Source organism: Kangsaoukella pontilimi, assembly GCF_009830125.1.
Lineage (GTDB): Bacteria > Pseudomonadota > Alphaproteobacteria > Rhodobacterales > Rhodobacteraceae > Kangsaoukella > Kangsaoukella pontilimi.
In genome coordinates this window covers 1,558,821-1,584,733 of record NZ_WUPT01000001.1, presented here as the reverse complement: position 1 = coordinate 1,584,733, position 25,913 = coordinate 1,558,821, and the positions used below count along the sequence as shown (strand labels likewise).

Annotated in this window: 32 protein-coding genes; all 32 read left to right on the top strand. The window is 65.7% G+C overall.

All coding sequences use genetic code 11. The features are described 5' to 3' along the window. Positions 1-11: 11 nt before the first annotated feature. Entirely contained in the window at positions 12-1,175 is a 1,164-nt protein-coding gene (locus GQ651_RS07995) for an isovaleryl-CoA dehydrogenase (protein ID WP_160763646.1), read from the top strand. Beyond that, positions 1,172-1,462 (top strand): hypothetical protein, encoded by a 291-nt coding sequence (locus GQ651_RS07990; RefSeq protein ID WP_160763645.1) that lies wholly within the window; start codon positions 1,172-1,174, stop codon positions 1,460-1,462. Before GQ651_RS07995 ends, GQ651_RS07990 begins: the two co-directional genes overlap by 4 nt. Positions 1,463-1,526: 64 nt before the next feature. Further along, positions 1,527-2,321, top strand: a complete 795-nt coding sequence (locus GQ651_RS07985) for an EcsC family protein (protein ID WP_160763644.1) — start codon at positions 1,527-1,529, stop codon at positions 2,319-2,321. Then, complete coding sequence (locus GQ651_RS07980) at positions 2,318-2,833, top strand: lysozyme inhibitor LprI family protein (protein WP_160763643.1); 516 nt, start codon at positions 2,318-2,320, stop codon at positions 2,831-2,833. The genes GQ651_RS07985 and GQ651_RS07980 overlap by 4 nt, the downstream gene beginning before the upstream one ends. Continuing rightward, a complete protein-coding gene (locus GQ651_RS07975) occupies positions 2,830-4,434 on the top strand; it encodes a carboxyl transferase domain-containing protein (protein WP_160763642.1) in 1,605 nt (534 codons plus the stop codon). Before GQ651_RS07980 ends, GQ651_RS07975 begins: the two co-directional genes overlap by 4 nt. Positions 4,435-4,528: 94 nt before the next feature. After that, entirely contained in the window at positions 4,529-4,942 is a 414-nt protein-coding gene (locus GQ651_RS07970) for an ASCH domain-containing protein (RefSeq protein WP_160763641.1), read from the top strand. Then, positions 4,939-6,870, top strand: coding sequence for an ATP-binding protein (locus GQ651_RS07965; protein WP_319637360.1), 1,932 nt, complete (start codon positions 4,939-4,941; stop codon positions 6,868-6,870). Before GQ651_RS07970 ends, GQ651_RS07965 begins: the two co-directional genes overlap by 4 nt. Further along, positions 6,867-7,535 (top strand): glutathione S-transferase family protein, encoded by a 669-nt coding sequence (locus GQ651_RS07960; protein ID WP_160763640.1) that lies wholly within the window; start codon positions 6,867-6,869, stop codon positions 7,533-7,535. The genes GQ651_RS07965 and GQ651_RS07960 overlap by 4 nt, the downstream gene beginning before the upstream one ends. Before the next feature lie 108 nt (positions 7,536-7,643). Further along, positions 7,644-8,513 (top strand): hydroxymethylglutaryl-CoA lyase, encoded by an 870-nt coding sequence (locus tag GQ651_RS07955; RefSeq protein WP_160763639.1) that lies wholly within the window; start codon positions 7,644-7,646, stop codon positions 8,511-8,513. After that, positions 8,510-9,295: a crotonase/enoyl-CoA hydratase family protein gene (locus GQ651_RS07950; protein ID WP_160763638.1), complete on the top strand. Its 786-nt coding sequence runs from the start codon at positions 8,510-8,512 to the stop codon at positions 9,293-9,295. The genes GQ651_RS07955 and GQ651_RS07950 overlap by 4 nt, the downstream gene beginning before the upstream one ends. A gap of 55 nt (positions 9,296-9,350) precedes the next feature. Further along, positions 9,351-9,863: a hypothetical protein gene (locus GQ651_RS07945; protein WP_160763637.1), complete on the top strand. Its 513-nt coding sequence runs from the start codon at positions 9,351-9,353 to the stop codon at positions 9,861-9,863. Between the two features lie 108 nt (positions 9,864-9,971). Beyond that, complete coding sequence (locus GQ651_RS07940; protein WP_160763636.1) at positions 9,972-10,337, top strand: NADH-quinone oxidoreductase subunit A; 366 nt, start codon at positions 9,972-9,974, stop codon at positions 10,335-10,337. A 763-nt stretch (positions 10,338-11,100) separates the two neighbouring features. Beyond that, on the top strand, positions 11,101-11,634 hold the full coding sequence (locus GQ651_RS07935) for a NuoB/complex I 20 kDa subunit family protein (RefSeq protein WP_160763635.1): 534 nt from the start codon (positions 11,101-11,103) through the stop codon (positions 11,632-11,634). A gap of 11 nt (positions 11,635-11,645) precedes the next feature. Then, the gene (locus GQ651_RS07930; RefSeq protein ID WP_160763634.1) at positions 11,646-12,248 is read left to right on the top strand and encodes an NADH-quinone oxidoreductase subunit C; all 603 of its coding nucleotides are present in this window, start codon (positions 11,646-11,648) and stop codon (positions 12,246-12,248) included. Between the two features lie 7 nt (positions 12,249-12,255). Then, the gene (locus GQ651_RS07925; RefSeq protein WP_160763633.1) at positions 12,256-12,441 is read left to right on the top strand and encodes a hypothetical protein; all 186 of its coding nucleotides are present in this window, start codon (positions 12,256-12,258) and stop codon (positions 12,439-12,441) included. Next, the gene (locus GQ651_RS07920; RefSeq protein ID WP_160763632.1) at positions 12,438-13,286 is read left to right on the top strand and encodes a sulfotransferase; all 849 of its coding nucleotides are present in this window, start codon (positions 12,438-12,440) and stop codon (positions 13,284-13,286) included. Before GQ651_RS07925 ends, GQ651_RS07920 begins: the two co-directional genes overlap by 4 nt. 7 nt (positions 13,287-13,293) lie before the next feature. Continuing rightward, entirely contained in the window at positions 13,294-14,502 is a 1,209-nt protein-coding gene (locus tag GQ651_RS07915) for an NADH-quinone oxidoreductase subunit D (protein ID WP_160763981.1), read from the top strand. 46 nt (positions 14,503-14,548) lie between these two features. Further along, a complete protein-coding gene (locus GQ651_RS07910; protein ID WP_160763631.1) occupies positions 14,549-15,082 on the top strand; it encodes a hypothetical protein in 534 nt (177 codons plus the stop codon). Then, positions 15,075-15,500, top strand: a complete 426-nt coding sequence (locus GQ651_RS07905; protein WP_160763630.1) for a hypothetical protein — start codon at positions 15,075-15,077, stop codon at positions 15,498-15,500. The genes GQ651_RS07910 and GQ651_RS07905 overlap by 8 nt, the downstream gene beginning before the upstream one ends. Positions 15,501-15,566: 66 nt before the next feature. After that, complete coding sequence (locus GQ651_RS07900) at positions 15,567-16,718, top strand: NADH-quinone oxidoreductase subunit E (RefSeq protein ID WP_160763629.1); 1,152 nt, start codon at positions 15,567-15,569, stop codon at positions 16,716-16,718. Between the two features lie 65 nt (positions 16,719-16,783). Then, the gene (locus tag GQ651_RS07895; protein ID WP_160763628.1) at positions 16,784-17,377 is read left to right on the top strand and encodes an NADH:ubiquinone oxidoreductase; all 594 of its coding nucleotides are present in this window, start codon (positions 16,784-16,786) and stop codon (positions 17,375-17,377) included. 136 nt (positions 17,378-17,513) lie between these two features. Beyond that, entirely contained in the window at positions 17,514-17,738 is a 225-nt protein-coding gene (locus GQ651_RS07890; RefSeq protein ID WP_160763627.1) for a DUF5337 domain-containing protein, read from the top strand. 41 nt (positions 17,739-17,779) lie between these two features. Beyond that, positions 17,780-19,075 (top strand): NADH-quinone oxidoreductase subunit NuoF, encoded by a 1,296-nt coding sequence (gene nuoF, locus GQ651_RS07885; RefSeq protein WP_160763626.1) that lies wholly within the window; start codon positions 17,780-17,782, stop codon positions 19,073-19,075. A gap of 30 nt (positions 19,076-19,105) precedes the next feature. After that, positions 19,106-19,333 (top strand): hypothetical protein, encoded by a 228-nt coding sequence (locus GQ651_RS07880; RefSeq protein ID WP_160763625.1) that lies wholly within the window; start codon positions 19,106-19,108, stop codon positions 19,331-19,333. Between the two features lie 142 nt (positions 19,334-19,475). Then, positions 19,476-19,874 carry a DUF5333 domain-containing protein gene (locus GQ651_RS07875; RefSeq protein ID WP_160763624.1) on the top strand — a complete coding sequence of 133 codons (399 nt, stop codon included), beginning with the start codon at positions 19,476-19,478 and terminating at the stop codon, positions 19,872-19,874. 47 nt (positions 19,875-19,921) lie between these two features. Further along, positions 19,922-21,940: an NADH-quinone oxidoreductase subunit NuoG gene (gene nuoG, locus GQ651_RS07870; protein WP_160763623.1), complete on the top strand. Its 2,019-nt coding sequence runs from the start codon at positions 19,922-19,924 to the stop codon at positions 21,938-21,940. Positions 21,941-22,040: 100 nt separating this feature from the next. Then, positions 22,041-23,078: an NADH-quinone oxidoreductase subunit NuoH gene (gene nuoH / locus GQ651_RS07865; RefSeq protein ID WP_160763622.1), complete on the top strand. Its 1,038-nt coding sequence runs from the start codon at positions 22,041-22,043 to the stop codon at positions 23,076-23,078. 4 nt (positions 23,079-23,082) lie between these two features. Further along, positions 23,083-23,577 (top strand): NADH-quinone oxidoreductase subunit NuoI, encoded by a 495-nt coding sequence (gene nuoI / locus GQ651_RS07860; RefSeq protein WP_160763621.1) that lies wholly within the window; start codon positions 23,083-23,085, stop codon positions 23,575-23,577. Continuing rightward, the gene (locus GQ651_RS07855) at positions 23,574-23,978 is read left to right on the top strand and encodes a carboxymuconolactone decarboxylase family protein (protein WP_160763620.1); all 405 of its coding nucleotides are present in this window, start codon (positions 23,574-23,576) and stop codon (positions 23,976-23,978) included. Before nuoI ends, GQ651_RS07855 begins: the two co-directional genes overlap by 4 nt. Then, a complete protein-coding gene (locus GQ651_RS07850) occupies positions 23,975-24,589 on the top strand; it encodes an NADH-quinone oxidoreductase subunit J (RefSeq protein WP_160763619.1) in 615 nt (204 codons plus the stop codon). The genes GQ651_RS07855 and GQ651_RS07850 overlap by 4 nt, the downstream gene beginning before the upstream one ends. A 3-nt stretch (positions 24,590-24,592) precedes the next feature. Continuing rightward, positions 24,593-25,495 carry a hypothetical protein gene (locus GQ651_RS07845; protein WP_160763618.1) on the top strand — a complete coding sequence of 301 codons (903 nt, stop codon included), beginning with the start codon at positions 24,593-24,595 and terminating at the stop codon, positions 25,493-25,495. Positions 25,496-25,604: 109 nt separating this feature from the next. After that, positions 25,605-25,910, top strand: coding sequence for an NADH-quinone oxidoreductase subunit NuoK (gene nuoK / locus GQ651_RS07840; RefSeq protein ID WP_160763617.1), 306 nt, complete (start codon positions 25,605-25,607; stop codon positions 25,908-25,910). Positions 25,911-25,913 lie beyond the last annotated feature (3 nt).

Below are 25,913 nucleotides of genomic sequence, written 5' to 3'. Positions count from 1 at the left end.
GGAGAGACAGCATGTTCACCGCCTCCATGCGCTTCGACCTGGGCGAGGATGCGAATGCGCTTCGCGACATGGTCCACCGTTGGGCGCAGGAGCGTGTGCGGCCGATGGCATCCGAGATCGACCGATCGAACGATTTTCCGCGTCCTCTCTGGCGCGAGATGGGCGATCTGGGGCTCTTGGGGGTCACTGTCAGCGAAGAGTATGGCGGCGCCGGCATGGGCTATCTCGCCCACACTGTTGCGGTCGAAGAGATCGCCCGCGCCTCGGCCAGCGTCGCGCTGTCCTATGGCGCGCATTCGAACCTCTGCGTCAACCAGATCAGCCTGAACGGCACGGCGGAGCAGAAGGCGCAATACCTGCCCAAACTCATCTCCGGCGAGCATGTCGGCGCGCTTGCCATGTCCGAGGCGGGTGCAGGGTCCGACGTGGTCTCCATGTCGCTCCGCGCCGAGCGGCGAAACGATCACTACCGGCTGAACGGCACGAAATACTGGATCACCAACGGTCCCGACGCCGATACGCTCGTCGTCTACGCCAAGACCGACCCCGAGGCGGGTGCCAGGGGCATCACCGCCTTCCTGATCGAAAAGACCTTCAAGGGGTTCTCCACCTCGCCCCATTTCGACAAGTTGGGGATGCGCGGTTCGAACACGGCGGAACTCGTTTTCGAGGATGTCGAGGTGCCCTTCCAGAACGTCCTCGGCGAAGAGGGGCGCGGCGTCGCCGTCCTGATGTCGGGTCTCGATTACGAGCGGGTGGTGCTGGCGGCCATCGGTCCGGGGATCATCGCCGCCTGCATGGACGAAATCATGCCCTACATGGCCGAGCGCAAGCAATTCGGCCAGCCCATCGGGTCGTTCCAGCTCATGCAGGGCAAGATCGCGGATATGTACACGGCGATGAACTCGGCCCGCGCCTATGTCTATGAGGCGGCTCGCGCCTGCGACCGGGGCGATATTACCCGGCAGGACGCAGCGGCCTGCTGTCTCTATGCGTCCGAGGTCGCCATGCAACAGGCCCATCAGGCGGTGCAGGCCATGGGCGGGGCGGGCTTCATGAACGACCATCCCGTAAGCCGTCTTTTCCGCGACGCCAAGCTGATGGAGATCGGTGCCGGCACCAGTGAAATCCGCCGGATGCTGATCGGGCGCGAACTGATGGGGGCGATGCGGTGAAACTGCCCCGCATCCTCTACTGGGTGGTGGGTCTCCTGCTGGTGATCGCGGGCTCGCTCGGATTCATCGCCGGGCAGAACGCGCTTCCCACCGAGACCGCCGTGATCGAGGCCGGGGCGGACCTTTTCGCGGAGCAGACGGGCGGCGCGCGCACCGCCTGCGTGGGCCGTCCGGGCGAGGGCGAGGTCTGGATTATCGTCCGCTGCGATGACGGAGTGGCCGCGCGCACCTATCTCTTCAACAGGCAGGGGCGTCTCCTTGCCTTCGAGGGAGGGCCGCGAGCATGAATCTGAATTCAATTTCATTCAACAATCCCAATATCTTGGGATGCGTTCCTGCGTTGGTTTCGCGATGAGCGATCTTGCAACTGTCCCCTACGTTCAGACGGTACTGGCCGAGCAGGATGCCTACCGCGCCGCGCCGCCCTCGGCCTTTCCGCGCGCGGTGCGTTCGATCGCTAAGCCGGTCAGCTTTCTCACCAATCGTCTCATTCCCGGCGAGGTGATCGAGGCCGTGATCCGGAGCGCCGACTGGGCGGCCAGCGGCTCCATCCGGAAGGCGGCACTCGATCACGACTTCACCGACCTTGCCGCCTGCGACGAGGCCGCGTCCGAGGTCCGGCGCTGGGCGCTGGGCTATGCTGTCACCGGCGGTGGCGCGGCCGGGGCTCTGGGGGCTGTCGGGCTGGCGCTGGACGTCCCCGCCACCATCGCGCTCGCGCTCAGGACGGCGCGGCTGACCGGGCTCTGCTATGGCTTTGGCGGAGATTCCGAGGCCGAGCGGGTGCATATCCTCGACATTCTGCAACTGGCGGGCGCGAACAGCCGCGCCGAAAAGGACGACGCCATCGCGCGGCTCGCTTCGGAGAGGGGCGATTTCACACCCGAGGACTGGCGCAAGATCGTTCGCCTCACCGGTCAGACCACCGGATCGGTGGCTGCCACGCGAAGGGTGGCGGCGACGCTCGGCGTCAACCTGTCCGCACGGAAGGTGGCGCAGATCGCCCCCGTGATCGGCGCGGCAGTGGGCGCCGGGGTCAACGCCGCTTTCCAGAATGACGTGGCGACAGCGGCGCGCTTCGCCTACCGTGCGCGCTGGATCGAGGTGAACGAGAATATCGTTGAAGGGAGGATCGGAAGTTCATGAAATCAGGTGTTTTTCTGATAGCTCTCGCGGGCGCTGCGATGCCTCCCGCGGCGGTCTTGGCCAATGACCTGTCTTTCACGCCCGAGGCGACGGAAACCTGTCTCGCCGATGCCGGAGATATGCCGGAACGCCTGTCCTGTATCGGGCTGTCAGCGCAGGCCTGCATCGACACGCCCGATGGCTACACCACGGTCGGCATGGGTTTCTGCTATGGCGTCGAGGCAGGTTATTGGGACTACAGGCTGAACGACGCCTTTGCCAAACTGATGAGGGCCGAGAGGGCGCTGGTCGCGGAAATGACCGAGATCGGCGCAAGAATGCCCGACGCGCCCGGCGCGCTTCGCGACATGCAGCGCGCCTGGATCGGCTATCGGGATGCGCTTTGTGGCTATGAATACAGCACATGGGGCGGCGGCACCGGGGGCGGTCCGGCCCATGCCGCCTGCCTGATGCAGGAGACCGGGCGGCAGGCTCTCCTGCTGGAAGATCGTCTGGAAGAGCGCAGCCGTTGAAACTTTCCTCCACCATATCAACCTCCTCCGAGGCGTTCCGCAGGAACGAGACCGCTAATCGCGACCTTCTGGACGAGGTGCGGCGCGCGGCCGAGGCGGCGGCACAGGGCGGGGGCGACAAGGCGCGCGAGCGGCACCTGTCGCGCGGCAAGATGCTGCCCCGCGACAGGGTGGCGGGACTTCTCGATCCCGGCGCGCCGTTTCTCGAGGTGGGCGCGACGGCGGCGCACGGGATGTATGACGGCGCGGCGCCTGCCGCCGGTGTGATCGCAGGGGTGGGCCGGGTCCATGGCCGGGACGTGATGGTCATCGCCAACGACGCCACCGTGAAGGGCGGCACCTATTACCCAATGACGGTCAAGAAGCACCTCCGCGCGCAAGAGATTGCCGCCGAGTGCCACCTGCCTTGTGTCTACCTCGTGGATTCGGGCGGTGCGAATCTGCCCAATCAGGACGAGGTCTTTCCCGACCGGGACCATTTCGGGCGCATCTTCTACAATCAGGCACGCATGAGCGCGGCGGGTATTCCCCAGATCGCGGTCGTCATGGGCTCCTGCACGGCGGGCGGCGCCTATGTGCCCGCCATGTCGGACGTGACGATCATCGTGAAAGAGCAGGGCACGATCTTTCTGGCAGGTCCACCGCTGGTCAAGGCCGCCACGGGCGAGGTGGTCAGCGCCGAGGACCTGGGCGGTGGCGATGTCCACACCCGGCTCTCCGGGGTGGCCGACTACCTGGCCGAGGACGACGCCCATGCGCTGGCGCTGGCGCGCGAGGCAATGCGGCACCTGAACCGGTCCACGCCCGCGGGCGTGGACTGGCAATCGCCCGAACCGCCCGCCTATGACCCGTCCGAGCTGCTCGGTGTCGTGCCCGCCGATCTGCGCACGCCCTACGATATCCGCGAGGTCATAGCCCGGCTGGTCGACGGCTCGCGTTTCGACGAGTTCAAGGCGCGCTACGGCGAGACGCTGGTGACCGGTTTCGCCCATCTCGAGGGCTGCCCGGTGGGGGTCGTCGCGAATAATGGCGTCTTGTTCTCCGAGTCCGCCGAAAAGGGCGCGCATTTCGTCGAGCTGTGCTCACAGCGGAAGATCCCGCTCGTTTTCCTGCAAAACATCACCGGCTTCATGGTGGGCCGCGCCTATGAGGCGGGCGGCATTGCGCGGGCAGGCGCCAAGATGGTGACCGCCGTGGCGACGACCGCCGTGCCCAAGATCACGATGATCGTGGGCGGCTCCTTCGGCGCGGGCAATTACGGCATGGCGGGGCGGGCCTATGGACCGCGCTTTCTCTGGACATGGCCCAATAGCCGGATTTCGGTCATGGGCGGGGCGCAGGCAGCGGGTGTGCTGGCGACCGTGAAGCGCGACGCGATCGAGCGGGCGGGTGGCGCGTGGTCCGAGGACGAAGAGGCGGCCTTCAAGGCGCCTACCATCGCGCAATTCGAGGAACAGTCGCATCCGCTCTATGCCTCGGCCCGGCTTTGGGATGACGGGGTGATCGATCCCCTCAAGGCGCGGGACGTGCTGGCGCTGTCGCTTGCGGCCAGCCTGAACGCGCCCATAGACGAGACACGCTTCGGCGTGTTCCGGATGTGATGCGGGCCGGGCAAGGCGGTCTCGGGGGGCATCGAGCCCCCGCTCGCCCGGGCCGCGCCCCGCGGCCAGGGGCCGGAGGGAGAGGGTAGGAGAGATGGAGAGCATCGAAAGTCTGCAGAAGCGCTATCCCGGCGCCGTCACCTTCCGCTTCGGCGACAGCGCAGAGATGTCGTCATGGCTCCTCCGCCTCGTCCGCGCGGGGCAGAAGACCGCCACCTGCGGCGCGCTCCGCGATTTCGCCCCCGGCGGCGAGCCGAAGCCGGTGGCCGGACGGCGGGACATCGCGCTCAACTGGGACGGCACGCCCGCGCTGGTGATCGAGACGGTGTCGGTCGAGGAAATGCGCTTCGATGAGGTGGGTGAGGAATTCGCACTGGCCGAGGGCGAAAACGAGACTTTCGAGGGCTGGCAGCGCGATCACCGCGCGTATTTCGACCGTCACGGTGGCTGGTCGCCCGACATGATGCTGATCTGCGAGCGCTTTCGCGTCATCGAGGACCTGGCGTGACCGGACGGCCCTTTTCCACGCTGCTGATCGCCAACCGGGGCGAGATCGCCTGTCGCGTGATCGCCACCGCGCGTGCCATGGGTCTTCGCACGATTGCCGTCTTCTCCGAGGCGGACGCGGAGGCGCGGCATGTAGCGCTGGCGGATATGGCGGTACCCATCGGTCAGGCGGCGGCCGCAGAGAGCTATCTCCGGATCGACAAGATCGTGGAGGCTGCGCTCGAGACAGGCGCAGAGGCCATCCATCCGGGCTACGGCTTTCTGTCGGAGAACCCCGATTTCGTCGACGCTGTCGAGGCGGCGGGGCTGATCTTTGTCGGGCCGTCGGCGGATGCGATCCGGGCCATGGGCCTGAAGGATGCGGCCAAGGCGCTGATGGAAAAGGCCGGCGTCCCGGTCGTGCCGGGCTATCACGGGGACGACCAGTCCGACGCGCGGCTCGCGGAGGAGGCTGATCGCATCGGCTACCCCGTCCTGATCAAGGCGGTCGGCGGCGGCGGCGGCAAGGGGATGCGCGCGGTGGAGGCCCCGGGCGGGTTCGCCTCTGCGCTGGCGTCGGCGCGCGCCGAGGCGGCGTCGGCCTTCGGCAATGCCGGCGTTCTGATCGAGAAGCTGATCCAGACACCCCGGCATATCGAGGTGCAGGTCTTTGGCGACGGCGCCCGCGCCGTGCATCTCTTCGAGCGGGACTGTTCGCTCCAGCGCCGCCACCAGAAGGTGATCGAGGAAGCGCCGGCCCCCGGCATGACCGAAGAGATGCGCGCCGCCATGGGGGCCGCCGCTGTCCGCGCGGCGGAGGCGGTGGGCTACAGGGGCGCGGGAACGGTGGAGTTCATCGTCGACGGCTCGAACGGGCTCAGCCCTGACCGGTTCTGGTTCATGGAGATGAACACCCGGCTTCAGGTCGAGCATCCCGTGACCGAGGCGATCACGGGCGTGGACCTTGTCGAGTGGCAGCTTCGGGTGGCGATGGGCGAGGGGCTGCTGCTGGAGCAGGAGGCGCTCCGGATCACGGGCCACGCCGTCGAGGCGCGGCTTTATGCCGAGGATGCAGGCGCGGGGTTCCTTCCGGCGACGGGGCGGCTCGACCGGCTGGTCTTTCCCGAGGACGCGCGCATCGACACTGGCGTCGTCGAGGGCGACCGGATCAGCCCGCATTACGACCCGATGATCGCCAAGATCGTGACCCATGGCGCGGATCGCGAGGCGGCGCTCAAGGCAATGGATCGCGCGCTCGCCGGGACCGGCATCGCGGGGACCGTCACGAACCTGGGTTTCCTCTCGCGGCTGGTGGCCCAGCCGGACTTTCGCGCCGGCCGGGTCGATACCGGGCTGATCGGGCGGGAGATTGAGGCGCTCGCCCCCGATCCCGAGCCATCATCGGTGGCGGTGGCAGTTGCCGCCGTGGCCGCACTTGACGCACATGACGGGCCGATGGCGGGGTTTCAGCTCTGGGGCGGGCGCCGTCACCGGGTTCTGCTTGGGGAGCGCGAGATCTGGGTCACGGTGACCGGGGACGGTTTCGAGGTTGACGCAGGCGGGACGCGGCACCGCGTCAGCCGGGACGGGACCCGCTGGTGGGTCGACGGCATCCTCCGGGACCTAGCAGTCCTTGCCGCACCGGGCGAGATCGCGCTTCACGGCGGTGAGCGGACACGTTTCACTCTTGCCGATCCGCTGGCCCGCGCGGCATCGGCCAGCGCGGCAGGGGCCATCGAGGCGCCCATGCCGGGGCGGGTCACGGCGGTCCGGACGCGGGCCGGGGACGAAGTCCGCGAGGGAGAGGCGCTGTTGACGCTGGAAGCGATGAAGATGGAACACGCGCTCGCCGCGCCCCGCGACGGGGTGGTGGCCGAGGTGCTGGTAGTGGAGGGCGGTCAGGTCGAGGCCGGCGCGGTTCTGCTGAGACTGGAGGAATTGCCCGAATGATCGTGCTGCACCATGCCCACCAGACCCGTTCGATGCGGGTGCTCTGGCTGCTCTACGAACTAGGCGTCGAGTTCGAGCTGCGCGTGCGCCCGTTCGACAGGACGCTCCGAAACGAGGAATTCCTTTCGCTTTCGCCCGCGGGACGGGTGCCGGCGCTCGAGATCGGGGGCGAGGTGCTGTTCGAATCGACGGCCATCCTGCAGGTGCTGACGACGCGCTTTCCCGAAGCCGGGCTTGGACGGATGCCGGGCGATCCCGACTGGCCAGACTGGCTGGTCTGGCTGAATTTCGCGGAGACGCTCAGCCAGCACGTTGCGGCGCTGACCCAGCAGCATGTCGCGCTTTACGAGGACCATATGCGGTCGCCCGTGGTCATGCGGCTGGAGGCGGCGCGGGCGCGGAAATGCTTCGAGGCGATCGAAGCGCGGCTGTCGACGCCGGTCGAGAACCGCGACACGCTTCTGACGGCGGGCTTCTCGGCGGCGGATGTAGCGGTGGGGCAGGCGGTTTACATGGCGCTGCATTTCGTTCGCGCGGACGAGTTCCCGGCGCTCAGCGCATGGTACGACAGCCTGTCGGCGCGTCCCGCCTTCCGGAAATCGCTGCCGGGGCCCGCTGACGAGCGGCTATATGCCCGCGCCTTCTACGAGCCCTGGGATGGCTGAAGCTTTCCGAATTGAGCGGCCTCCGGCCGCACATGAGGTTTTGCGCCCGGCTGCGCCGGTCGCGGTGCCTCCGGCGGGGATTTTCCGGACCCAAAGAAAGGCGGGCCTATGAGCGGTGATGGCGACATGGTCGAGATCGTCGAGGTGGGGCCGCGTGACGGGTTGCAGAATGAGACGCGAGCGATCCCGGTGGCGGAGAAAGTGGCACTGATCGACCTTTTGTCCGAGGTGGGGTTCCGGCGGATCGAAGCCGCGAGTTTCGTCAGCCCCCGCTGGGTGCCCCAGATGGCGGGCTCGGCGGAGGTGATGGCGGGGATCACCCGCAAGGCTGGTGTCAGATACACGGCGCTGGTGCCGAACCTGAAGGGGGCCGAGGCGGCGGTTGCGGCCGCGGTCGACGAACTGGCGGTCTTCGCGAGTGCGTCCGAGGGGTTCAGCCGCGCCAATATCAACGCAAGCATCGACGAGAGCCTTGCGCGGTTCGGGCCGGTGATGGCGCGCGCGCGGGAGGCTGGGCTGCAGGTGCGGGGCTATATCTCCTGCGTGACCGATTGCCCCTATGACGGGCCGGTCGCGCCCGAGGCGGTCGCCCGTGTGGCGGCGGCGCTTTTCGGCATGGGGTGTTTCGAGGTCTCGCTTGGCGACACGCTGGGCCGGGCGGTGCCCGAACGGGTGGACGCGATGCTGGCGGCGATTCTCGATCTGGCGGAGCCCGGTCAGCTTGCCGGGCATTTCCACGACACGTCGGGCCGCGCACTGGAGAATGTCGAGGTGGCGCTTGGGCGCGGCCTTCGGGTGTTCGATGCCTCGGTGGCGGGGTTGGGCGGATGTCCCTACGCGCCGGGAGCGGCGGGGAACCTGTCCACCGGCAAGCTGGCGCGGTTTCTTGCGGATCGGGGCTTTGCTCACGGTCTGAACCTGGAGCTTTTGCAGCGGGCCGAGGCGATGGCCGTCGGAATGAGGGAGGTGCGGGGATGACCGGGATCAGATGCGAGACCGACCGGCGCGGCGTGGCGCGGCTGGTGCTGGCGCGGCCGGAGAAGCGGAACGCGCTCGACAGCGCCATGATCGGCGCGCTGGCCGAGACAGCCGGGCGCCTTGCCGGGGATTCAGGCGTGCGCGTGGTCGTGCTGTCCGCCGAGGGCCCGGTCTTTTCCGCGGGTGGCGATCTTGACTGGATGCGCGCGCAAATGGCCGCTGAAAGCGAGACGCGCCGGCGCGAGGCCCGGGCGCTCGCCATGGCGCTCAAGGCGCTGAACGACCTGCCGAAGCCTTTGATCGGGCGCGTGCACGGGGATGCCTATGGCGGGGGCGTGGGGCTGATGTCGGTCTGCGACGTGGTGCTGGCCGCGGCGGGCACGCGGTTCGGCCTGACCGAGACGCGGCTGGGTCTCAGCCCGGCCACCATCGGGCCTTACGTGGTCGAAAGGATGGGGGCGGCGCGGGCGCGGCAGGTGTTCTTTTCGCCGCGGCTTTTCGGTGCGGAGGAGGCAGCGACGCTCGGTCTGGTCTCTCGGGTGGTCGACCCAGGGGCGCTGGACGCGGCGATCGAGGACGAGGTCGCCGCCTATCTGACCGCCGCTCCGGGCGCCGTGGCGGCGTCGAAGGCGCTTGTGGCGCGGCTCGGCAGCCGGGTCGATGAGGCCGCGATCGAGGCCAGCATCGACGCACTGGTCGCCCGGTGGGAGACGGACGAGGCCGAGGAAGGCACGCGTGCCTTTTTCGAGAAGCGCCCTCCGGGCTGGACCCGTCGCGAGTAACCGCTTCTTCATTCGGGGCTGCTAGTCCGGGCGCGGTTCCAGAAAGGAGAGCGTCATGAATGATGTGAGCATGTCCCAGGGGCTGGGCAACCGCCCGGTCGAGCGGCCTCAGATGGGGAAAAGCGCCGAAGCGGTCGGTCAGCGGGCGAAGGCGGCCGTTGAGACCGCCCGTGCGGCAGGCACGGATCTGCCGAAGAACGCGCAAGGGGTGGCGGCCTCGGGGCTGGCCCGCGGCGCGACGGCGGAAAGCCTGTTCGCGGCCCTGGTCAGCGAACCGGGTGACGGTGGCGGCGCGGTGCCGCCGGGCGGTGAGGGTAGCGATGTCGTGGCGGATGACGGGGCGACGCCTGCTCCCGCGACGGAAGAAGGTGATGTTGCCGGTGGCGGCGACCCCTTGCCGGATGGCGGTGACGTGGCCACAGGCGACGGCGCGGTGGACGACGGTGGTTCGGTGCCGGCCGACGATGGGGGCGATGAGACGGTGGTGACCGTGACAAGCGATCTGCCACCCGTGGGGATAGATGCCGAGGCGATCGGGGAGGGCGACGATCCTTATGAAGCGATCTGAGGCGGCTGACCCGCTCCGATCGTGGCTTGTGGGCGTTGACCCTGTCTTCGGGGGCCACTAGGAAAGGGACACGCGCACCATCCACGCGCAAAAGACCGGGAGCCTGCTGTGGAAGACCTGCTGAGAGAATACCTGCCGATCCTCGTATTTCTGGGGCTCGCCATCGCTCTTGGGCTTGTTCTGATCCTGGCTGCGGCGGTTGCCGCGCCTCGGGACCCCGATCCGGAAAAGCTGTCGGCCTATGAGTGCGGCTTCAACGCGTTTGATGACGCGCGGATGAAATTCGATGTGCGTTTCTATCTGGTGTCGATTCTGTTCATCATTTTCGACCTTGAGATCGCGTTCCTCTTCCCTTGGGCCGTGGCGTTTGGGGACCTGTCGGATGTGGCGTTCTGGTCGATGATGGCCTTTCTTGCCGTGCTGACCGTCGGCTTCGCTTACGAGTGGAAAAAAGGCGCACTTGAATGGGAGTGAGCACCGGTCCGCGCAGCGGGCAAAAAGGTCCGGTGGACCTTTTTGAGGGTGAGCGGCGGTCCGGCTTTGCCGGCGAAAGGTCCGGTGGACCTTTCGAGCAGCGAACGGGCGAAGCCTGAACACCCTGAGCCCCTGCGAAGGGTCAACCGGCCCGCGCAGCGGGCAACAAGATCCGGTCGGCATTCCCAAGAGTAAGCGGTTGATTGGCGGCTCCGTCGAGAAGCAAAGTGGTCTTCCCGGTTTGATCTGAGTATCAGTTATGCCAACCGCCCCCGCCCGAATGCTTGAAAAAAAGGCAGAGCCCCCGCTAAGGAAAACGCGCCGGGCGGCGGCGCAGGCAGCATGACCTTTCCAGACATCGGCTCTTCCGGTCAGATGGACAGACAGACGCTCAGGAAGTTTTGGGGGCCAATCGGCAGCCTTCTATGAAGACACTTGCGCCATCAGGCGGAGTTGACCGCCCAAAGGGCCGAGACATGGGGCTCGCCACGGCTATGCCGCTTCGGCACGCCCAGAGAACGGCTGGCCCCTGGCAGTCCGTGACCCGGCACGCCTTTGCCAGCACCATGATCGGTGCCCCGTCACCCGCCGCACTGCCGCTTTTCCGGGCAGTCTGGCTCACCTCCTGGCGCCCCGCGATGAGGCACGGGACAACTCGCCCCAATCTGCCCGGAGCGCGTTGAACTGATCGGGGCTGTAGGTTAGATACCTTTCGAACGGCACGCGAAAACGACGTGCAGAGCCAATCCGGGATGGAGCCAGGATGTCTGTAGCCACCACAGCGAATTCCGCTGGACCCGACCGCGAGGTCGCCACTCAGGCGCTGAACAAGGAACTTCAGGACAAGGGGTTCCTCGTCACGTCCACCGACGACATCATCAACTGGGCGCGCACCGGCTCGCTGCACTGGATGACCTTCGGGCTTGCCTGCTGCGCGGTCGAGATGATGCATACCTCGATGCCGCGCTACGACCTCGAACGCTTCGGCACCGCGCCCCGCGCCAGCCCGCGGCAGTCGGACCTGATGATCGTCGCCGGTACGCTGACCAACAAGATGGCGCCGGCACTCCGCAAGGTCTATGACCAGATGCCCGAGCCGCGCTACGTGATCTCGATGGGGTCCTGCGCCAATGGTGGTGGCTATTACCACTACAGCTACAGCGTGGTGCGCGGCTGCGACCGGATCGTGCCGGTCGACATCTACGTGCCCGGCTGCCCGCCAACGGCCGAAGCCCTGCTTTACGGTATCATGCAGCTCCAGCGGAAAATCCGCCGGACCGGCACCATCACCCGCTGACGAGGACTGCCATGAGTGAAGCCCTGACCGAGCTTGCCCAGCATATCGAGGCCAAGCGCCCCGATTGCGTCCTCTCGTGGGAGATTTCCCACGGCGAGCTGACCATGAATGTGACGCTGTCCTCGCTTGCAGGTTTCGTCGAGTTCCTGAAGACCGACCGGAACTGCCGCTTTTCCACGCTGGTGGATATCACCGCCGTCGACCTGCCGGACCGCGATCCGCGTTTCGACGTCGTCTACCACTTCCTGTCGATGTACCAGAACCACCGCATCCGCCTGAAACTGGCTGTGCGTGAGGATGACATGGTGCCGTCGATCACCTCCGTCCACCCGTCGGCCAACTGGTTCGAGCGCGAGGTCTTCGACATGTTCGGCCTTCTGTTCACGGGCCACCCCGATCTCCGCCGGCTGCTGACCGACTACGGCTTCCGTGGCTATCCGCTGAGGAAGGACTTTCCGACCACCGGCTATACCGAGGTGCGTTATGACGAAGAGCAGAAGCGCGTCGTCTACGAGCCCGTGAAGCTGGTGCAGGAATACCGTCAGTTCGACTTCATGAGCCCCTGGGAAGGCGCCGAATATATCATGCCCGGCGACGAGAAGGCCGAGGGCTGAGGCGATGATGGGCGGCGGCTCTCTCATCTGGTTCCTGATCATAGCGGTGGCCATCGTGGTCCCGTTCTGGAAGCTGCTGCCGCGCTTCGGCATCTCGAAATATTTCGCGCTTCTGGCAGTGTTGCCGGCCATCGCGTTGGTCCTTCTCTGGATCATGGCGTTCAAGGACGACATCGACGGGAGCGCGGAATGAGCGTCGTCTTCTTCTGCGTCGGCGCCGCGAAGGCGGGCACAAGCTGGCTTCATGCGCAGTTGGCCGACCATCCGGAGTGCCATTTCCGCGCGATCAAGGAACTGCACTATTTCGACGCGGTCGAGGCAGGTCAGCTCGACAGGGAACATGAAAAACACCGGCAGGAACATCTGCGGGTTCAGGGCTATGCGGGCGACGACCCCAACGAGCGGCAGGAAGTGCTTTTGCGCGACCGTGCCGACTGGATGGACGTTTTGTCCTCGGGCCGTCAGGACGACGCAGCCTATCTGGCCTATCTCCGGGGTGGCGCGGGCGCGGCCCGTGTCGTGGGCGAGGTGACGCCCGCCTACGCGCTTCTGCCCCGCGAACGGCTCTCTGCCATGGCCACCGTCGCGCCAGATGTGCGCGTTCTCTACATGCTGCGCGACCCGGTGGAGCGGCTCTGGAGTCATGTGCGCATGATCGCCGCGCGCCGCGACGACGAGGGTCGTGTGACCGCACGGCGGGCGGCGAATATCCTCCGCCGCGTGTTTCGGGGCGAGGAAGACCAGATCGAGCGGCGGGGCGACTATGCCCGCGCGCTGAGGAAACTTCAGGCGACGATCCCACAGGGTCGCCTGATGCTGGGTGTGTTCGAAGAGATGATCGCGGGCGGGCTCGACCGGCTGGCGGCGTTTCTGGGGATCGCGCCTTTTGCACGGGTGGTTGCGCCGGTTCATGCGGGCCAGCCGCTGGACATGACGGCGGATCAGAGACAGGCGGCCGCGGCGTTTCTCCGGCCGCAATACAAGGCGGTCGAGCGGGCGCTCGGCCGGGTGCCCGACAGCTGGCACTGGAAAGGATGAGCGGATGATGGACGGCAATTTCGACGACGCCCTGACGGGCGAGCAGAAAATCCGGAATTTCAACATCAACTTCGGCCCGCAGCACCCTGCGGCGCACGGGGTTCTCCGGCTGGTGCTGGAACTCGACGGGGAGATCGTCGAGCGGTGCGACCCCCATGTGGGGCTGCTGCACCGGGGTACGGAAAAGCTGATGGAAAGCCGGACCTACCTGCAGAACCTGCCCTATTTCGACCGGCTCGACTACGTGGCTCCGATGAACCAGGAACATGCCTGGTGCCTCGCCATCGAAAAGCTGACCGGTGTCGAGGTGCCGCGCCGCGCCTCGCTGATCCGTGTCCTTTATTCCGAGATCGGTCGCGTTCTGAACCACCTCCTGAACGTGACCACGCAGGCCATGGACGTGGGCGCGCTGACGCCGCCGCTCTGGGGTTTCGAAGAGCGCGAGAAGCTCATGGTCTTTTACGAGCGGGCCTGCGGCGCGCGGCTTCATGCCGCCTATTTCCGCCCTGGCGGCGTTCATCAGGACCTGCCGCCCGAGCTGATCGACGATATCGACACATGGGCCGACGAATTCCCGGCCGTGCTGGCCGATATCGACGGGCTTCTGACGGAAAACCGCATCTTCAAGCAGCGGAACGTGGATATCTGCGTCGTGTCCGAGGAAGAAATTCAGGACTGGGGCTATTCCGGCGTGATGGTGCGCGGCTCGGGCCTTGCCTGGGACCTCCGCCGCGCGCAGCCCTACGAATGCTACGACGAATTCGACTTCCAGATCCCCGTCGGCACCAAGGGCGACTGCTACGACCGCTACCTCGTTCGTATGGCCGAGATGCGGGAATCGGTAAAGATCATCAAGCAGGCCTGCGAGAAACTCCGGAACGAGCCGGGCGACGTTCTGGCCCGCGGCAAGATCACGCCGCCGTCCCGGACCGACATGAAGACCTCGATGGAAGCGCTTATCCACCACTTCAAGCTTTACACCGAGGGTTTCCACGTCCCCGAGGGCGAGGTCTATGCCGCCGTCGAGGCGCCCAAAGGCGAATTCGGCGTCTATCTGGTGGCCGACGGAACCAACAAGCCCTACCGCGCCAAGCTGCGCGCGCCGGGTTTCCTGCATTTGCAATCCATCGACCATGTCGCCAAGGGCCACCAGCTGGCGGATGTGTCCGCCATCATCGGCACGATGGACGTGGTGTTCGGCGAGATCGACCGGTGATTGTACGGGTGCACGGCGATTTGCCCCGGCGGTCGTCGCGCTGAACATGCCGAAAGGCTCGAATTTTCTTCTGGCCCTGTCGACGCTGATCGCGGCGATCTTCGTCGGTGCGCAGGCCTGGATCGCGCGCACCGCCCTTGTCGAGGCGTCCGAAACCCGGCTTCTGGAAAAGAAGCTGGACATCTGTTTCGAGAATTTCGACGCCGCGACCGCTCTCGATGCCGAGTTGCGTGCCCTCACGCCGGGTGTCGGTGAGGACGAGGAGTGGCCACCCAGTGTCAGCGTGATGGAGCCGCAGACGCTCGTCCTCATCCAATCCAATATCGTTCCCTTGCTGAATCAGCTCGAATCCAGCCTTGCCAAGGCCACCATTCTGGGCGAGCCGGACCGCTTCCGGCTCTATCTCGCCGGTCAGGCCCAAGGTCTGAGCCAGCAGCTCATGATGATTTCGCCCGCCCGGCTCGACGAGCCCGAAACCGAGGCCGCACTGACCGAAATCCTCGATACCTTGAGCGAGTTCCTGGGCGCGCAATATTCCGTTTTCGAAGGATGCAGCCTCGTGGCGGCGGGCGATGCCTGACGGCGAGACGCTGACGGTCCTCGCGCTCGGCATGGGCTGGGTGGCGCTGCTCCTTGTCGCGGGGCTTGCCCTTGCCTTTGCGCATGATCCCGATGCCGGGCTTTGGACCCGCGCCCATCGCCACGACCAGCTGCCCCGTGTCATGGCCAGCCGCTATGTGGCTTTGGGGCTCCTGCTGGCGGGAATTCTTCTGGCGGGCTCGCTGCCGCTCTTGGCGCTTTTCTTTGCGGTCGGCGCCTATCTCGGCCTGACCGACGCACTGATTTACCGCCGCGCCGGCGGAACGGTCTGGCCACATGCCGCCGCCGCCGGGGCCGGTGCGCTCGCCGCACTTCTGACCCTCGCCGCGCTGCTCCTGACCGACGCGGGCGCAGTCGGCGCGGCCGCGGGTGCCGCGACCGGAGCATTGGGGGACTGAGCCTCTCCCCCTTGAATCCGGCGCCCGTCTGGGCGAGAGACAGGGAAAGACCGAAGGGAACCCGACATGCTCCGCCGCCTGCACCCCGAACAACCCGACAGCTTCGAATTCACCGAGGCAAACCGGAAATGGGCCGAGGCCCAGATTTCGAAATACCCCGAGGGGCGGCAGGCATCGGCCATCATTCCGCTTCTGTGGCGCGCGCAGGAACAGGAAGGCTGGCTCAGCCGCCCGGCGATGGAACACGTCGCCGCGATGCTCGACATGGCCTATATCCGCGTGCTCGAAGTCGCGACCTTCTATTTCATGTTCCAGCTTCAGCCGGTGGGTTCGGTTGCGCATATCCAGGTCTGCGGCACGACCTCTTGCATGATCTGCGGGGCCGAGGACCTGATCGGCGTCTGCAAGGACAAGATCGCCGCCAACGCGCATGAGCTCTCAGCCGATGGCAAGTTCTCGTGGGAAGAGGTCGAGTGCCTCGGGTCGTGCTCGAACGCACCAATGGCCCAGATCGGCAAGGACTATTACGAAGACCTGACCGCCGACCGCATGGCAGAGATCCTCGACGAACTGGCGGCGGGCAAGGTGCCGACGCCCGGGCCCCAGAACGGGCGCTTCGCGTCCGAACCGCTTTCAGGGCTGACCAGCCTCGAGGACGGTGAGACAGGCCACACCAAACACAACGCCTCCGTGCAGCTTGCCGTCGATATCGGCGACACGGTCAAGCGCATCGACGGCACCGAGGTTCCGCTCCGCGCGCCTTGGCGCGAGGCCGGCACCGCCGACCCGAACCAGGTGGCTGCCGCGCGTGACGACCTGATGCCGCCCGAGGGACCGGATGGCAAACAGGGCGGCCGCGTCGCGGGTGAGGCGCCGGCGGATCGCGATGTGGGCGCAAGCTCGGACAAGAGCGGCGAGGTGCCGGGCGAAGGCGCGGGCGTCGAGGCCAAGGCCAAGCCGCCCGCGGGCGAAAAGCCCGCACCGCTCGATGGTCCGCGCGACGGTGCCGCCGACGATCTGAAGAAGATCAGCGGCGTCGGCCCCAAGCTGGAAGCGCTTCTGAACTCGCTCGGCGTCTATCATTTCGATCAGGTGGCGGGCTGGTCCGAGGCCGAAATCGCATGGGTCGACGAGAACCTTGAAGGCTTCAAGGGCCGTGTCACGCGGGATGAATGGGTGCGTCAGGCGAAGGAATTGTCAGCGAAATCTGACACCTGATTTTCCTAAGCGCCAAAGCCTGCTATATGGTGGGACATTCTGACGCAACCGGAGGCGCAATTCCAATGTCAAGACACACTCAGGGCTCGCTGGCGATCGTAGGTATGATCGCAGGGGGCATCTTCCTCGTGGCCTTTGTGGCCCTCCTGGTCGTGGGGGACGCGGGCTTTAATCCGTCATGGTTCTTTGCGGCACTGGTCTCGCTCGTCGCGGCAATCGTGCTCTATCGCGGCTTCCAGACCGCGCCTTCCGCGCCCGCGATGCGTGCGCCCGTCATGCCCGCCGCTGCCCCCGCTCCGGCACCGGCACCCGCTGCCGTATCCGAGCCCGAGCCTGCCGCGGAACCCGTGGCCGAGGCTGCGTCGGAAGAACAGTCCAAGCCCGAATTGCTCGACGGCCCGCGCGAAGGCGGTGCCGACGACCTTAAGAAGATCAAGGGTGTCGGTCCGAAGATGGAAGAAATGCTGAACGGCATGGGCATCTATCATTACAGCCAGGTAGCAAGCTGGGGCCCGTCGGAAGTGGCCTGGGTCGACGACAACCTCGAAGGCTTCAAGGGCCGCGTCAGCCGCGACAACTGGGTCGAGCAGGCCAAGACGCTGGCCGGCGGCGGCGAGACCGATTTCTCGAAACGGGTCGATGACGGCGACGTCTACTGACACCGCCCGCGAAAGCGGATAGACATTTCCGCGCGAGGGCGGTCCAACCGCCCCGCGCACCGAAGGGGAACCATATGTGCATCCGGGTCAGGCCGGGTGCCTCCGACGGCGAAAGACGCCGCGAGGGGTGGAGGACATGAACGAACCCGACCATCAGGACAAGGCACAGGCCCGCCAGGCGCGCGTCGTGTCGATCGTGATTGCCCTCACCATGATTCTCTGGATGCTTGCGCAATATCTGGGCAGAGAGATGGGGCTTCCGGACCGCTTCGTCTTTTTGTTCGATCTGTTCGCGCTTGCGGGTTTTCTCTGGGCGCTGATCGTGACATGGCAAATCTGGCGCAAGCGCCGCGACAATTGAGACGGGTGCGGACCGGGGCCGGTCCGCGGTAAGAGGTGAGCATGCTCGAAGACAAAGACCGCATCTTTACCAATCTCTACGGGATGCACGACCGCACGCTGGCGGGCGCGAAATCGCGCGGCCACTGGGACGGCACCGCCGGTATCATTCAGAAGGGCCGCGACTGGATCGTGGACCAGATGAAGGCCAGCGGCCTGCGCGGCCGGGGCGGCGCGGGCTTCCCCACAGGTCTCAAATGGTCGTTCATGCCCAAGGAATCCGACGGGCGCCCGTCCTATCTTGTCGTGAACGCCGACGAATCCGAACCCGGCACCTGCAAGGACCGGGAGATCATGCGCCACGATCCGCACACGCTGATCGAAGGCTGCCTGATCGCGTCCTTCGCGATGAATGCGCATGCCTGCTACATCTACATCCGCGGCGAATACATCCGCGAGAAAGAGGCGCTTCAGAACGCCATCGACGAGGCCTATGACGCCGGGCTTCTGGGCCGGAACGCGGCCGGATCGGGCTGGGATTTCGACCTCTACCTGCACCATGGGGCAGGGGCCTATATCTGCGGCGAGGAAACGGCCCTTCTCGAAAGCCTCGAAGGCAAGAAGGGCATGCCCCGGATGAAGCCTCCGTTTCCGGCGGGCGCGGGGCTCTACGGCTGCCCGACCACGGTGAACAACGTCGAATCCATCGCCGTCGTGCCGACGATCCTGCGCCGTGGCCCCGAATGGTTCGCGGGCTTCGGCCGTCCGAACAACGCGGGCACCAAGCTCTTTGCGATCTCGGGGCACGTGAACAACCCCTGCGTCGTCGAAGAGGCGATGTCGATCACCTTCGAAGAGCTGATCGAAAAGCACTGCGGCGGCATCCGTGGTGGCTGGGACAATCTCAAGGCGGTGATCCCCGGCGGCTCGTCCGTACCCTGCATCCGTGGCGAGAACATGCGCGAGGCGATCATGGATTTCGACTATCTGCGCGAGCAGCGGTCGGGTCTGGGAACGGCGGCTGTGATCGTGATGGATCAGTCGACCGACATCATCAAGGCGATCTGGCGTCTGGCCAAGTTCTACAAGCACGAAAGCTGCGGCCAGTGCACGCCCTGCCGCGAAGGCACGGGCTGGATGATGCGCGTGATGGACCGTCTGGTCCGGGGCGAGGCCGAGGTCGAAGAGATCGACATGCTCTTCGACGTGACCAAACAGGTCGAAGGCCACACGATCTGCGCGCTTGGCGACGCCGCCGCCTGGCCGATCCAGGGCCTGATCCGCAACTTCCGCGACGAGATCGAGGACCGGATCAAGGCGCAGAAGACCGGCAAGATCAGCGCCGTTGCTGCCGAGTAATCGCATGATGCGCGCGGCGGTCGCGGTCTGATGCGCCGCGCCGCCGACGGCTTTCTCAGCCTCATCGCCGCGCTTGTGGCGCTATCGGTCGTCGGGTTGCCGATCTGGGCCGCGGTCACGGCGCTTTTATCCGATCTTGTGCCTGTCTGGGTCTGGGGGCCGGTTGTGCTGCTTGGTGGGATGGGCGGAATTATCGCAGCCAGTTTTGCGCGAAAGGCCGTCCGGGGCGTGCACCCCATGCGTGACCGCCGACGCTGACGCGCGGTCCTTTGCCGACGCTGCGTCAGGTTTGAAACATTTCATCAACTCTTCCTGCAAGCGCAGGGCAGGGGCTCTATATTGGTCTCACGGCAGAGGCGGGCTGCCGGTGTGTGAGTGACCAATGAACAGGCAATGACCGATGAAAAGACTGGCAGTACCATTTCTTGTCCTGGCCATGGCGTCCCCGGCGCTGGCCAAGGTTCCGCTTCATGAAAATCCGACCGTTGTGAACGGTTTCTACGCCATCGGCCTTGCCGATGAGGTGCGCAAGAACTGTGACAGCATAAAGCCGCGCTGGCTTCGTGCTTATAACTATCTGAAAGCGCTTGAGAAATACGCTCAGGACGCCGGCTATTCCGAGGCCGAGATCGAAGAGCTGACGGACAACAAGGCCGAAAAAGAAGCTCTCCGGTCCCGGATTCGCGCCGATCTGAAAGCGCGTGGCGCGTCGCCGCAAACGCCGGAAGGCTATTGCACTGTCGGGCGCGAAGAAATAGCCAAGGACACGGCTGCGGGGAGGCTTCTCCGGGCCGATTGACGGCCGCCCGGACAAGAGGCGGCGGAACCGAAGGGGACCGAAGCCACATGTCCGATACCCGCACGATCATCATCGACGATATCGAAATCGAGGTCGATCCGGCGCTGACGCTGATCCAGGCCTGTGAGCAGGCCGGAATCGAAATTCCGCGTTTCTGCTATCACGAGCGCCTGTCGATCGCGGGCAACTGCCGGATGTGCCTTGTCGAGGTCGTGGGCGGCCCGCCGAAGCCGGCTGCCTCCTGCGCCATGCAGGTGCGCGACCTTCGCCCCGGACCCGAAGGCCAGCCGCCGGTCGTGAAGACCAAATCGCCCATGGTCAAGAAGGCCCGCGAAGGGGTGATGGAGTTCCTTCTCATCAACCACCCGCTCGACTGCCCGATATGCGATCAGGGCGGCGAATGCGACCTGCAGGACCAGGCAATGGCCTATGGCGTTGATTTCAGCCGCTACCGCGAGCCGAAGCGCGCCGTGGACAACCTGAACCTAGGCCCGCTCGTTGGCACCCACATGACGCGCTGCATCTCGTGCACGCGCTGCGTCCGCTTCATCACCGAAGTGGCGGGGATGCCCGAGCTGGGCCAGACCGGGCGCGGCGAGGATGCCGAGATCACGTCCTACCTGAACCAGACGCTCGACAGCGAAATGCAGGGCAATATCGTCGATCTCTGCCCCGTAGGCGCGCTGACATCCAAGCCCTATGCCTTCACCGCGCGGCCCTGGGAGCTGACCAAGACCGAGACGATCGACGTCATGGACGCGCTCGGCTCGAATATCCGCGTCGACACCAAGGGGCGCGAGGTCATGCGCATCCTGCCCCGCAACCATGACGGCGTGAACGAGGAATGGCTCTCGGACAAGTCGCGTTATGCGTGGGACGGCCTCCGCCGCCAGCGGCTCGACAAGCCCTACATCCGCGAAAACGGCAAACTGCGCCCGGCTAGCTGGGGCGAGGCGCTTGCCGCCGCCGCTGCCGCGATGAAGGGCGGCAAGGTTGCGGGCCTCGTGGGCGATCTGGCCCCGGTCGAGGCGATCTATGCGCTGAAAGGCGTGGTCGACGGCCTTGGCGGCGAGATCGAATGCCGGACCGATGGCGCGAAACTGCCCGCCGGCAACCGCTCGGCCTATGTCGGCACCGCCCGGATCGAGGATATCGAGAACGCGCAGGCGATCATGCTGATCGGCACCAACCCGCGCGCCGAGGCACCGGTCCTGAACAGCCGTATTCGCAAGGCGTGGTCCAGAGGCGCGAATATCGGCCTGATCGGCGAGGCTGTCGATCTGACCTACGACTACGCTCATCTGGGGACCGGCCGCGACGGCCTTCGCGGGCTGTTCGACATGCAGCCTGAAAACGCTCACGGCAAGGAAACGGTTGTCATCGTGGGGCAGGGCGCCCTGACCGGGGATGGCGGCAAAGGCGTTCTGGCCGATGCGATGGCCTATGCCGAGGCAACTCAGTCGAAACTTCTGATCCTGCACACCGCCGCCAGCCGCGTCGGCGCGCTCGATCTGGGTGCCGTGAACGCGGGCGGCGTGGAGGGCGCGCTCGACGGTGCGGCCTGCGTCTACAACCTCGGCACCGACGAGATCGAGATCCCCGCAGGCCCGACGGTCATCTATCAGGGCAGCCATGGCGACCGTGGCGCGCACCGGGCGGATATCATCCTGCCCGCCGCCGCCTGGACCGAGGAGAACGGCCTTTTCGTGAACACCGAAGGCCGTCCCCAGCTTGCCATGCGGGCCAGCTTCCCGCCGGGCGAAGCCAAGGAAAACTGGGCCATCCTGCGCGCGCTTTCCGCCGAATTGGGGGCCAAGCTGCCCTATGACAGCCTTGCCCAGCTTCGGAAGGCGCTGATCGGTGACGTGCCGCATCTGGGCCGCATCGACGAGGTGCCGGAAAACGAGTGGGAAGCGGTCGAGGCGGGCGGCGACGGCTCGGGCGATTTCGGGCAGGCGGTGCGCGATCACTACCTGACGAACCCGATCCTGCGCGCGGCACCTTTGATGGGCGAACTTCAGGCGGCGGCGCGCGAGCGCAAGACCGGCAAGCTCGCTGCGGAATAGGCCCGGTTTATTGGGCCGTTAGGGCTGGCACTCAGCGGCCAGATGCTGTTTACAAGGGGCGGCGCAAAGACGCCCGAGGGAACCCGAAACGTGGGGTGACATGGCAGAATTCTTGACAACGCCGGCCGGCATTCTGGTCACGATCATGGCACAGGTGCTTCTGGTCATCGGCTTCGTGATGATCAGCCTTCTGTTTCTGGTCTATGGCGACCGCAAGATCTGGGCCGCGGTGCAGATGCGGCGCGGGCCGAACGTGGTGGGGCCGTGGGGCCTGCTTCAGACGGTGGCCGACGCGCTGAAATACGTCGTGAAGGAAATCGTCGTGCCCGCCGGGTCCGACCGTTTCGTCTTCATGATGGCGCCGATGACCTCCTTCGTGCTGGCCATGATCGCCTGGGCCGTGATCCCGTTCAACGACACTTGGGTTCTGGCCGACATCAACGTCGCGATCCTCTATGTCTTCGCGGTCTCGTCGCTGGAAGTCTATGGCGTGATCATGGGCGGCTGGGCGTCGAACTCGAAATACCCGTTCCTCGGCTCGCTCCGCTCGGCGGCACAGATGATCTCTTACGAGGTCTCTCTGGGCCTGATCATCATCGGTGTGATCATCACAACCGGCTCGCTCAACTTTGGGGACATCGTCCGGGCGCAGGACGGCGACTGGGGCTTCTTCTCGTGGTACTGGCTGCCGCATTTCCCCATGGTCTTCCTGTTCTTCATCTCGTGCCTTGCCGAGACGAACCGCCCGCCCTTCGACCTGCCAGAAGCGGAATCGGAGCTGGTCGCGGGCTACCAGGTGGAATACTCCTCGACGCCGTTCCTTCTGTTCATGGCGGGCGAATACATCGCCATCTTCCTGATGTGCGCGCTGACCTCGCTTCTGTTCTTCGGTGGCTGGCTGTCGCCGGTGCCGTTCCTGCCGGACGGTCCGATCTGGATGGTCCTGAAGATGGCGTTCTTCTTCTTCCTCTTCGCGATGGTGAAGGCGATCGTGCCCCGCTACCGCTACGACCAGCTGATGCGCCTTGGCTGGAAGTGGTTCCTGCCCTTCTCGCTGGTCTGGGTGGTGCTGGTGGCCTTCTTCGCGAAATTCGAACTCTTCGGCGGTGCCTATGCCCGCTGGGCTGTGGGGGGCTGATCCGATGAGCTCAATCGACTGGAACCGCGCGGGCCGCTACTTCCTGCTGATGGACATCCTCGGCGGCTTCAAGCTGGGCATGAAGTATTTCTTCGGCCGCAAGGCCACGCTGAACTACCCGCATGAAAAAGGGCCGCTGTCTCCGCGCTTCCGGGGCGAGCACGCGCTTCGCCGCTATCCGAACGGCGAAGAGCGCTGCATCGCCTGCAAGCTCTGCGAGGCCATATGCCCGGCGCAGGCCATTACCATCGACGCCGAACCCCGCGCCGACGGCTCACGCCGGACGACGCGCTATGACATCGACATGACGAAATGCATCTATTGCGGCTTCTGCCAGGAAGCCTGCCCCGTGGATGCCATCGTCGAAGGCCCGAATTTCGAATTCTCGACCGAGACCCGCGAAGAGCTGTTCTACAACAAGGAAAAGCTTCTCGAGAACGGCGAGCGGTGGGAAGCCGAGATCGCCCGCAACCTGGAAATCGACGCGCCTTACCGATGACCGACCCCAAGAACCCTTTCGAGGCCATGATGGCCATGGGTCAGGACATGGCCAAGGCGCTGAATCCGGCGCTTGAATCCTTCACGCCGAAAGGGTTCGAGGCGCTGTGGCCGACCATGCCGAAAGAGGTCATGGAAACCGTCATGGGCAAGACCTTCAATCCCGAAGGGCTTGATTCCAAGACGCGGCTTCTGCTGACGCTCGGCGCGCTCACCATGCTCGGCGCTCAGGCCGAGGCGCAGATCCGGCTGACCGTGCGCCACGCCATCGAAGCCGGCGCCACCAAGCAGGAGATCGCGGAAGCGATTGCCGTCATGGGCGTCTTCGCGGGCGTGCCTGCGATGTCGAAGGCCATGGAACTGGCGAGCTCCGTGATGGACGCTCCGAAGGAGGACGAATGACCCCTCTCGTTTTCGCATTCTATCTCTTCGCCATCTCCGCGCTTCTGGGCGGGCTGATGACGGTGATCTCCCGCAACCCGGTGCATTCGGTGCTCTGGCTGATCCTGGCCTTCCTGTCGGCGGCGGGTCTCTTCGTGCTTCTGGGCGCGGAATTCGTGGCGATGCTGCTGATCATCGTCTACGTGGGCGCGGTCGCGGTGCTGTTCCTGTTCGTCGTCATGATGCTCGACGTGGATTTCGCCGAGCTGAAGGCCGAGATGGCCAAGTACATGCCTCTGGCGCTCTTGATCGGGGTCGTGATCCTGATGCAGCTTGCGCTGGCCTTCGGGGTCTGGACCAGCGCCGAGGGCGTTGAAATGGCCGCTGTGCCGGACGCCATCGCGGGCGGCGGCGACCACAACACCGACGCGCTTGGCCGCATCCTCTACGACCGTTATTTCCTGGCCTTCCAGCTTTCGGGTCTGATCCTTCTGGTGGCCATGATCGGCGCCATCGTCCTGACGCTCCGCCACCGCGCGGATGTGAAACGCCAGGATATTCTGCAACAGATGTACCGCGATCCGGCCAAGGCGCTGGTGATGAAGGACGTCAAACCGGGGCAGGGGCTCTAACCGATGGCGAAGAAGGGCAAAGGCGTCTTCGGCGCGATGGGCAACCTCTTCCGCTGGACCATCTACGGTCTGGCCGCCGTTCTGCTGTTCGCCATCTATCTCGGCTGGACCGCCGAAGAGAGCGATCAGATCGCCAGCGCGCCCGATATCGTTCTGGAAGAGCCCGCCCCCGAACCCGAAGTGCTGTCCGATGCGGAGCCAGAGGTCACCGAGGCGCCCGCCACCGAGGCCGAGCAGGCCGCCGAAAGCATTTCTGATCAGGCCAGCGCCGCCGCCGAACAGGTCCAGGCTGAAGCTGGCGCCCTCGCGGCCGAGGCTGAAGCCGCAGCAGCCGACGTGGCCAGTCAGGCCGAAGCCGCTGCTGCCGAGGTCGCCAGCGAAGCCCAAGCCGCGCTGCAGGAGGCCGAGACGGCGGCCAATGACATCCGGTCGGATGTTGAAGAGGGGCTTCAGGGCCTCGCAGACCGGCTTGCCGGTCAGGACGCGCCCGACAGCGCCGCCGCAGCTGCGACCCCCACTGCAGAAGAAGTCGAAGACGCGGCGCGGCCGGGCGACACGCCCGAGTTGTCCGACGCCGTTCCCGCCGAAGCGGCTGTCGAGGAGGTTGAAACACCCATCGAGCTACCCTCCGACATCACGACATTCACCGTTCCGGGCGATGACGCCACTTATAGCCTTCAGAACGCCTTCAAGCGCGATGACGGCGCCATCGAGTTCACAACCGAGCGCACCGGGCCGGACGGGATCACCCAGACCGTGACCCGCCTGATCACCTGCGCGCCTTTCGCCGTTGGCATCATCTCGGAAGGCGACGGCGCCCGCATCGACCAGCCGGACATGGAGCGTCTGGCGCTCGGCACGCCCGAGGCATCGGTCGCCGCGCTGGCCTGCGGGGTCTTCAAGTGACCGGGGCCGCGACATATCCGACCGCGCGGGCAGAGGCGAAAACGCCCGCCCGCCGCGACGTTGAAAACGCCCGGCAATCGGGCACGACTAAGCCGTATCAGAGGGACCTATGATCGGACTTGAGCATTACCTGACGGTCGCCGCGGCGCTCTTCGTCATCGGGATTTTCGGCATCTTCCTGAACCGGAAGAACGTCATCATCCTTCTGATGTCGATCGAGCTGATGCTGCTGGCGGTCAATATCAACCTTGTCGCCTTCTCGGCCTATCTGGGCGATCTGGCGGGGCAGGTCTTTACGCTCTTCGTCCTGACCGTGGCCGCCGCCGAGGCCGCCATCGGCCTTGCGATCCTCGTCTGTTTCTTCCGGAACCGCGGCACGATCGACGTCGAAGACGTCAACGTGATGAAGGGGTAAGGC

What these genes read in the sequence shown, in the direction of transcription:
- GQ651_RS07875 (WP_160763624.1), top strand. Translation starts at nt 19,476, where the DNA reads ATGAAAAGACTGGCAGTACCATTTCTTGTCCTGGCCATGGCGTCCCCG.
- GQ651_RS07945 (WP_160763637.1), top strand. Translation starts at nt 9,351, where the DNA reads ATGAATGATGTGAGCATGTCCCAGGGGCTGGGCAACCGCCCGGTCGAG.
- GQ651_RS07890 (WP_160763627.1), top strand. Translation starts at nt 17,514, where the DNA reads ATGAACGAACCCGACCATCAGGACAAGGCACAGGCCCGCCAGGCGCGC.
- GQ651_RS07980 (WP_160763643.1), top strand. Translation starts at nt 2,318, where the DNA reads ATGAAATCAGGTGTTTTTCTGATAGCTCTCGCGGGCGCTGCGATGCCT.
- GQ651_RS07995 (WP_160763646.1), top strand. Translation starts at nt 12, where the DNA reads ATGTTCACCGCCTCCATGCGCTTCGACCTGGGCGAGGATGCGAATGCG.
- nuoK (WP_160763617.1), top strand. Translation starts at nt 25,605, where the DNA reads ATGATCGGACTTGAGCATTACCTGACGGTCGCCGCGGCGCTCTTCGTC.
- GQ651_RS07895 (WP_160763628.1), top strand. Translation starts at nt 16,784, where the DNA reads ATGTCAAGACACACTCAGGGCTCGCTGGCGATCGTAGGTATGATCGCA.
- GQ651_RS07855 (WP_160763620.1), top strand. Translation starts at nt 23,574, where the DNA reads ATGACCGACCCCAAGAACCCTTTCGAGGCCATGATGGCCATGGGTCAG.
- GQ651_RS07930 (WP_160763634.1), top strand. Translation starts at nt 11,646, where the DNA reads ATGAGTGAAGCCCTGACCGAGCTTGCCCAGCATATCGAGGCCAAGCGC.
- nuoH (WP_160763622.1), top strand. Translation starts at nt 22,041, where the DNA reads ATGGCAGAATTCTTGACAACGCCGGCCGGCATTCTGGTCACGATCATG.
- GQ651_RS07935 (WP_160763635.1), top strand. Translation starts at nt 11,101, where the DNA reads ATGTCTGTAGCCACCACAGCGAATTCCGCTGGACCCGACCGCGAGGTC.
- GQ651_RS07925 (WP_160763633.1), top strand. Translation starts at nt 12,256, where the DNA reads ATGGGCGGCGGCTCTCTCATCTGGTTCCTGATCATAGCGGTGGCCATC.
- GQ651_RS07900 (WP_160763629.1), top strand. Translation starts at nt 15,567, where the DNA reads ATGCTCCGCCGCCTGCACCCCGAACAACCCGACAGCTTCGAATTCACC.
- GQ651_RS07880 (WP_160763625.1), top strand. Translation starts at nt 19,106, where the DNA reads ATGCGCCGCGCCGCCGACGGCTTTCTCAGCCTCATCGCCGCGCTTGTG.
- GQ651_RS07955 (WP_160763639.1), top strand. Translation starts at nt 7,644, where the DNA reads ATGAGCGGTGATGGCGACATGGTCGAGATCGTCGAGGTGGGGCCGCGT.
- GQ651_RS07960 (WP_160763640.1), top strand. Translation starts at nt 6,867, where the DNA reads ATGATCGTGCTGCACCATGCCCACCAGACCCGTTCGATGCGGGTGCTC.
- GQ651_RS07985 (WP_160763644.1), top strand. Translation starts at nt 1,527, where the DNA reads ATGAGCGATCTTGCAACTGTCCCCTACGTTCAGACGGTACTGGCCGAG.
- GQ651_RS07920 (WP_160763632.1), top strand. Translation starts at nt 12,438, where the DNA reads ATGAGCGTCGTCTTCTTCTGCGTCGGCGCCGCGAAGGCGGGCACAAGC.
- nuoI (WP_160763621.1), top strand. Translation starts at nt 23,083, where the DNA reads ATGAGCTCAATCGACTGGAACCGCGCGGGCCGCTACTTCCTGCTGATG.
- GQ651_RS07845 (WP_160763618.1), top strand. Translation starts at nt 24,593, where the DNA reads ATGGCGAAGAAGGGCAAAGGCGTCTTCGGCGCGATGGGCAACCTCTTC.
- GQ651_RS07905 (WP_160763630.1), top strand. Translation starts at nt 15,075, where the DNA reads ATGCCTGACGGCGAGACGCTGACGGTCCTCGCGCTCGGCATGGGCTGG.
- GQ651_RS07850 (WP_160763619.1), top strand. Translation starts at nt 23,975, where the DNA reads ATGACCCCTCTCGTTTTCGCATTCTATCTCTTCGCCATCTCCGCGCTT.
- nuoF (WP_160763626.1), top strand. Translation starts at nt 17,780, where the DNA reads ATGCTCGAAGACAAAGACCGCATCTTTACCAATCTCTACGGGATGCAC.
- GQ651_RS07915 (WP_160763981.1), top strand. Translation starts at nt 13,294, where the DNA reads ATGGACGGCAATTTCGACGACGCCCTGACGGGCGAGCAGAAAATCCGG.
- GQ651_RS07950 (WP_160763638.1), top strand. Translation starts at nt 8,510, where the DNA reads ATGACCGGGATCAGATGCGAGACCGACCGGCGCGGCGTGGCGCGGCTG.
- nuoG (WP_160763623.1), top strand. Translation starts at nt 19,922, where the DNA reads ATGTCCGATACCCGCACGATCATCATCGACGATATCGAAATCGAGGTC.
- GQ651_RS07970 (WP_160763641.1), top strand. Translation starts at nt 4,529, where the DNA reads ATGGAGAGCATCGAAAGTCTGCAGAAGCGCTATCCCGGCGCCGTCACC.
- GQ651_RS07910 (WP_160763631.1), top strand. Translation starts at nt 14,549, where the DNA reads ATGCCGAAAGGCTCGAATTTTCTTCTGGCCCTGTCGACGCTGATCGCG.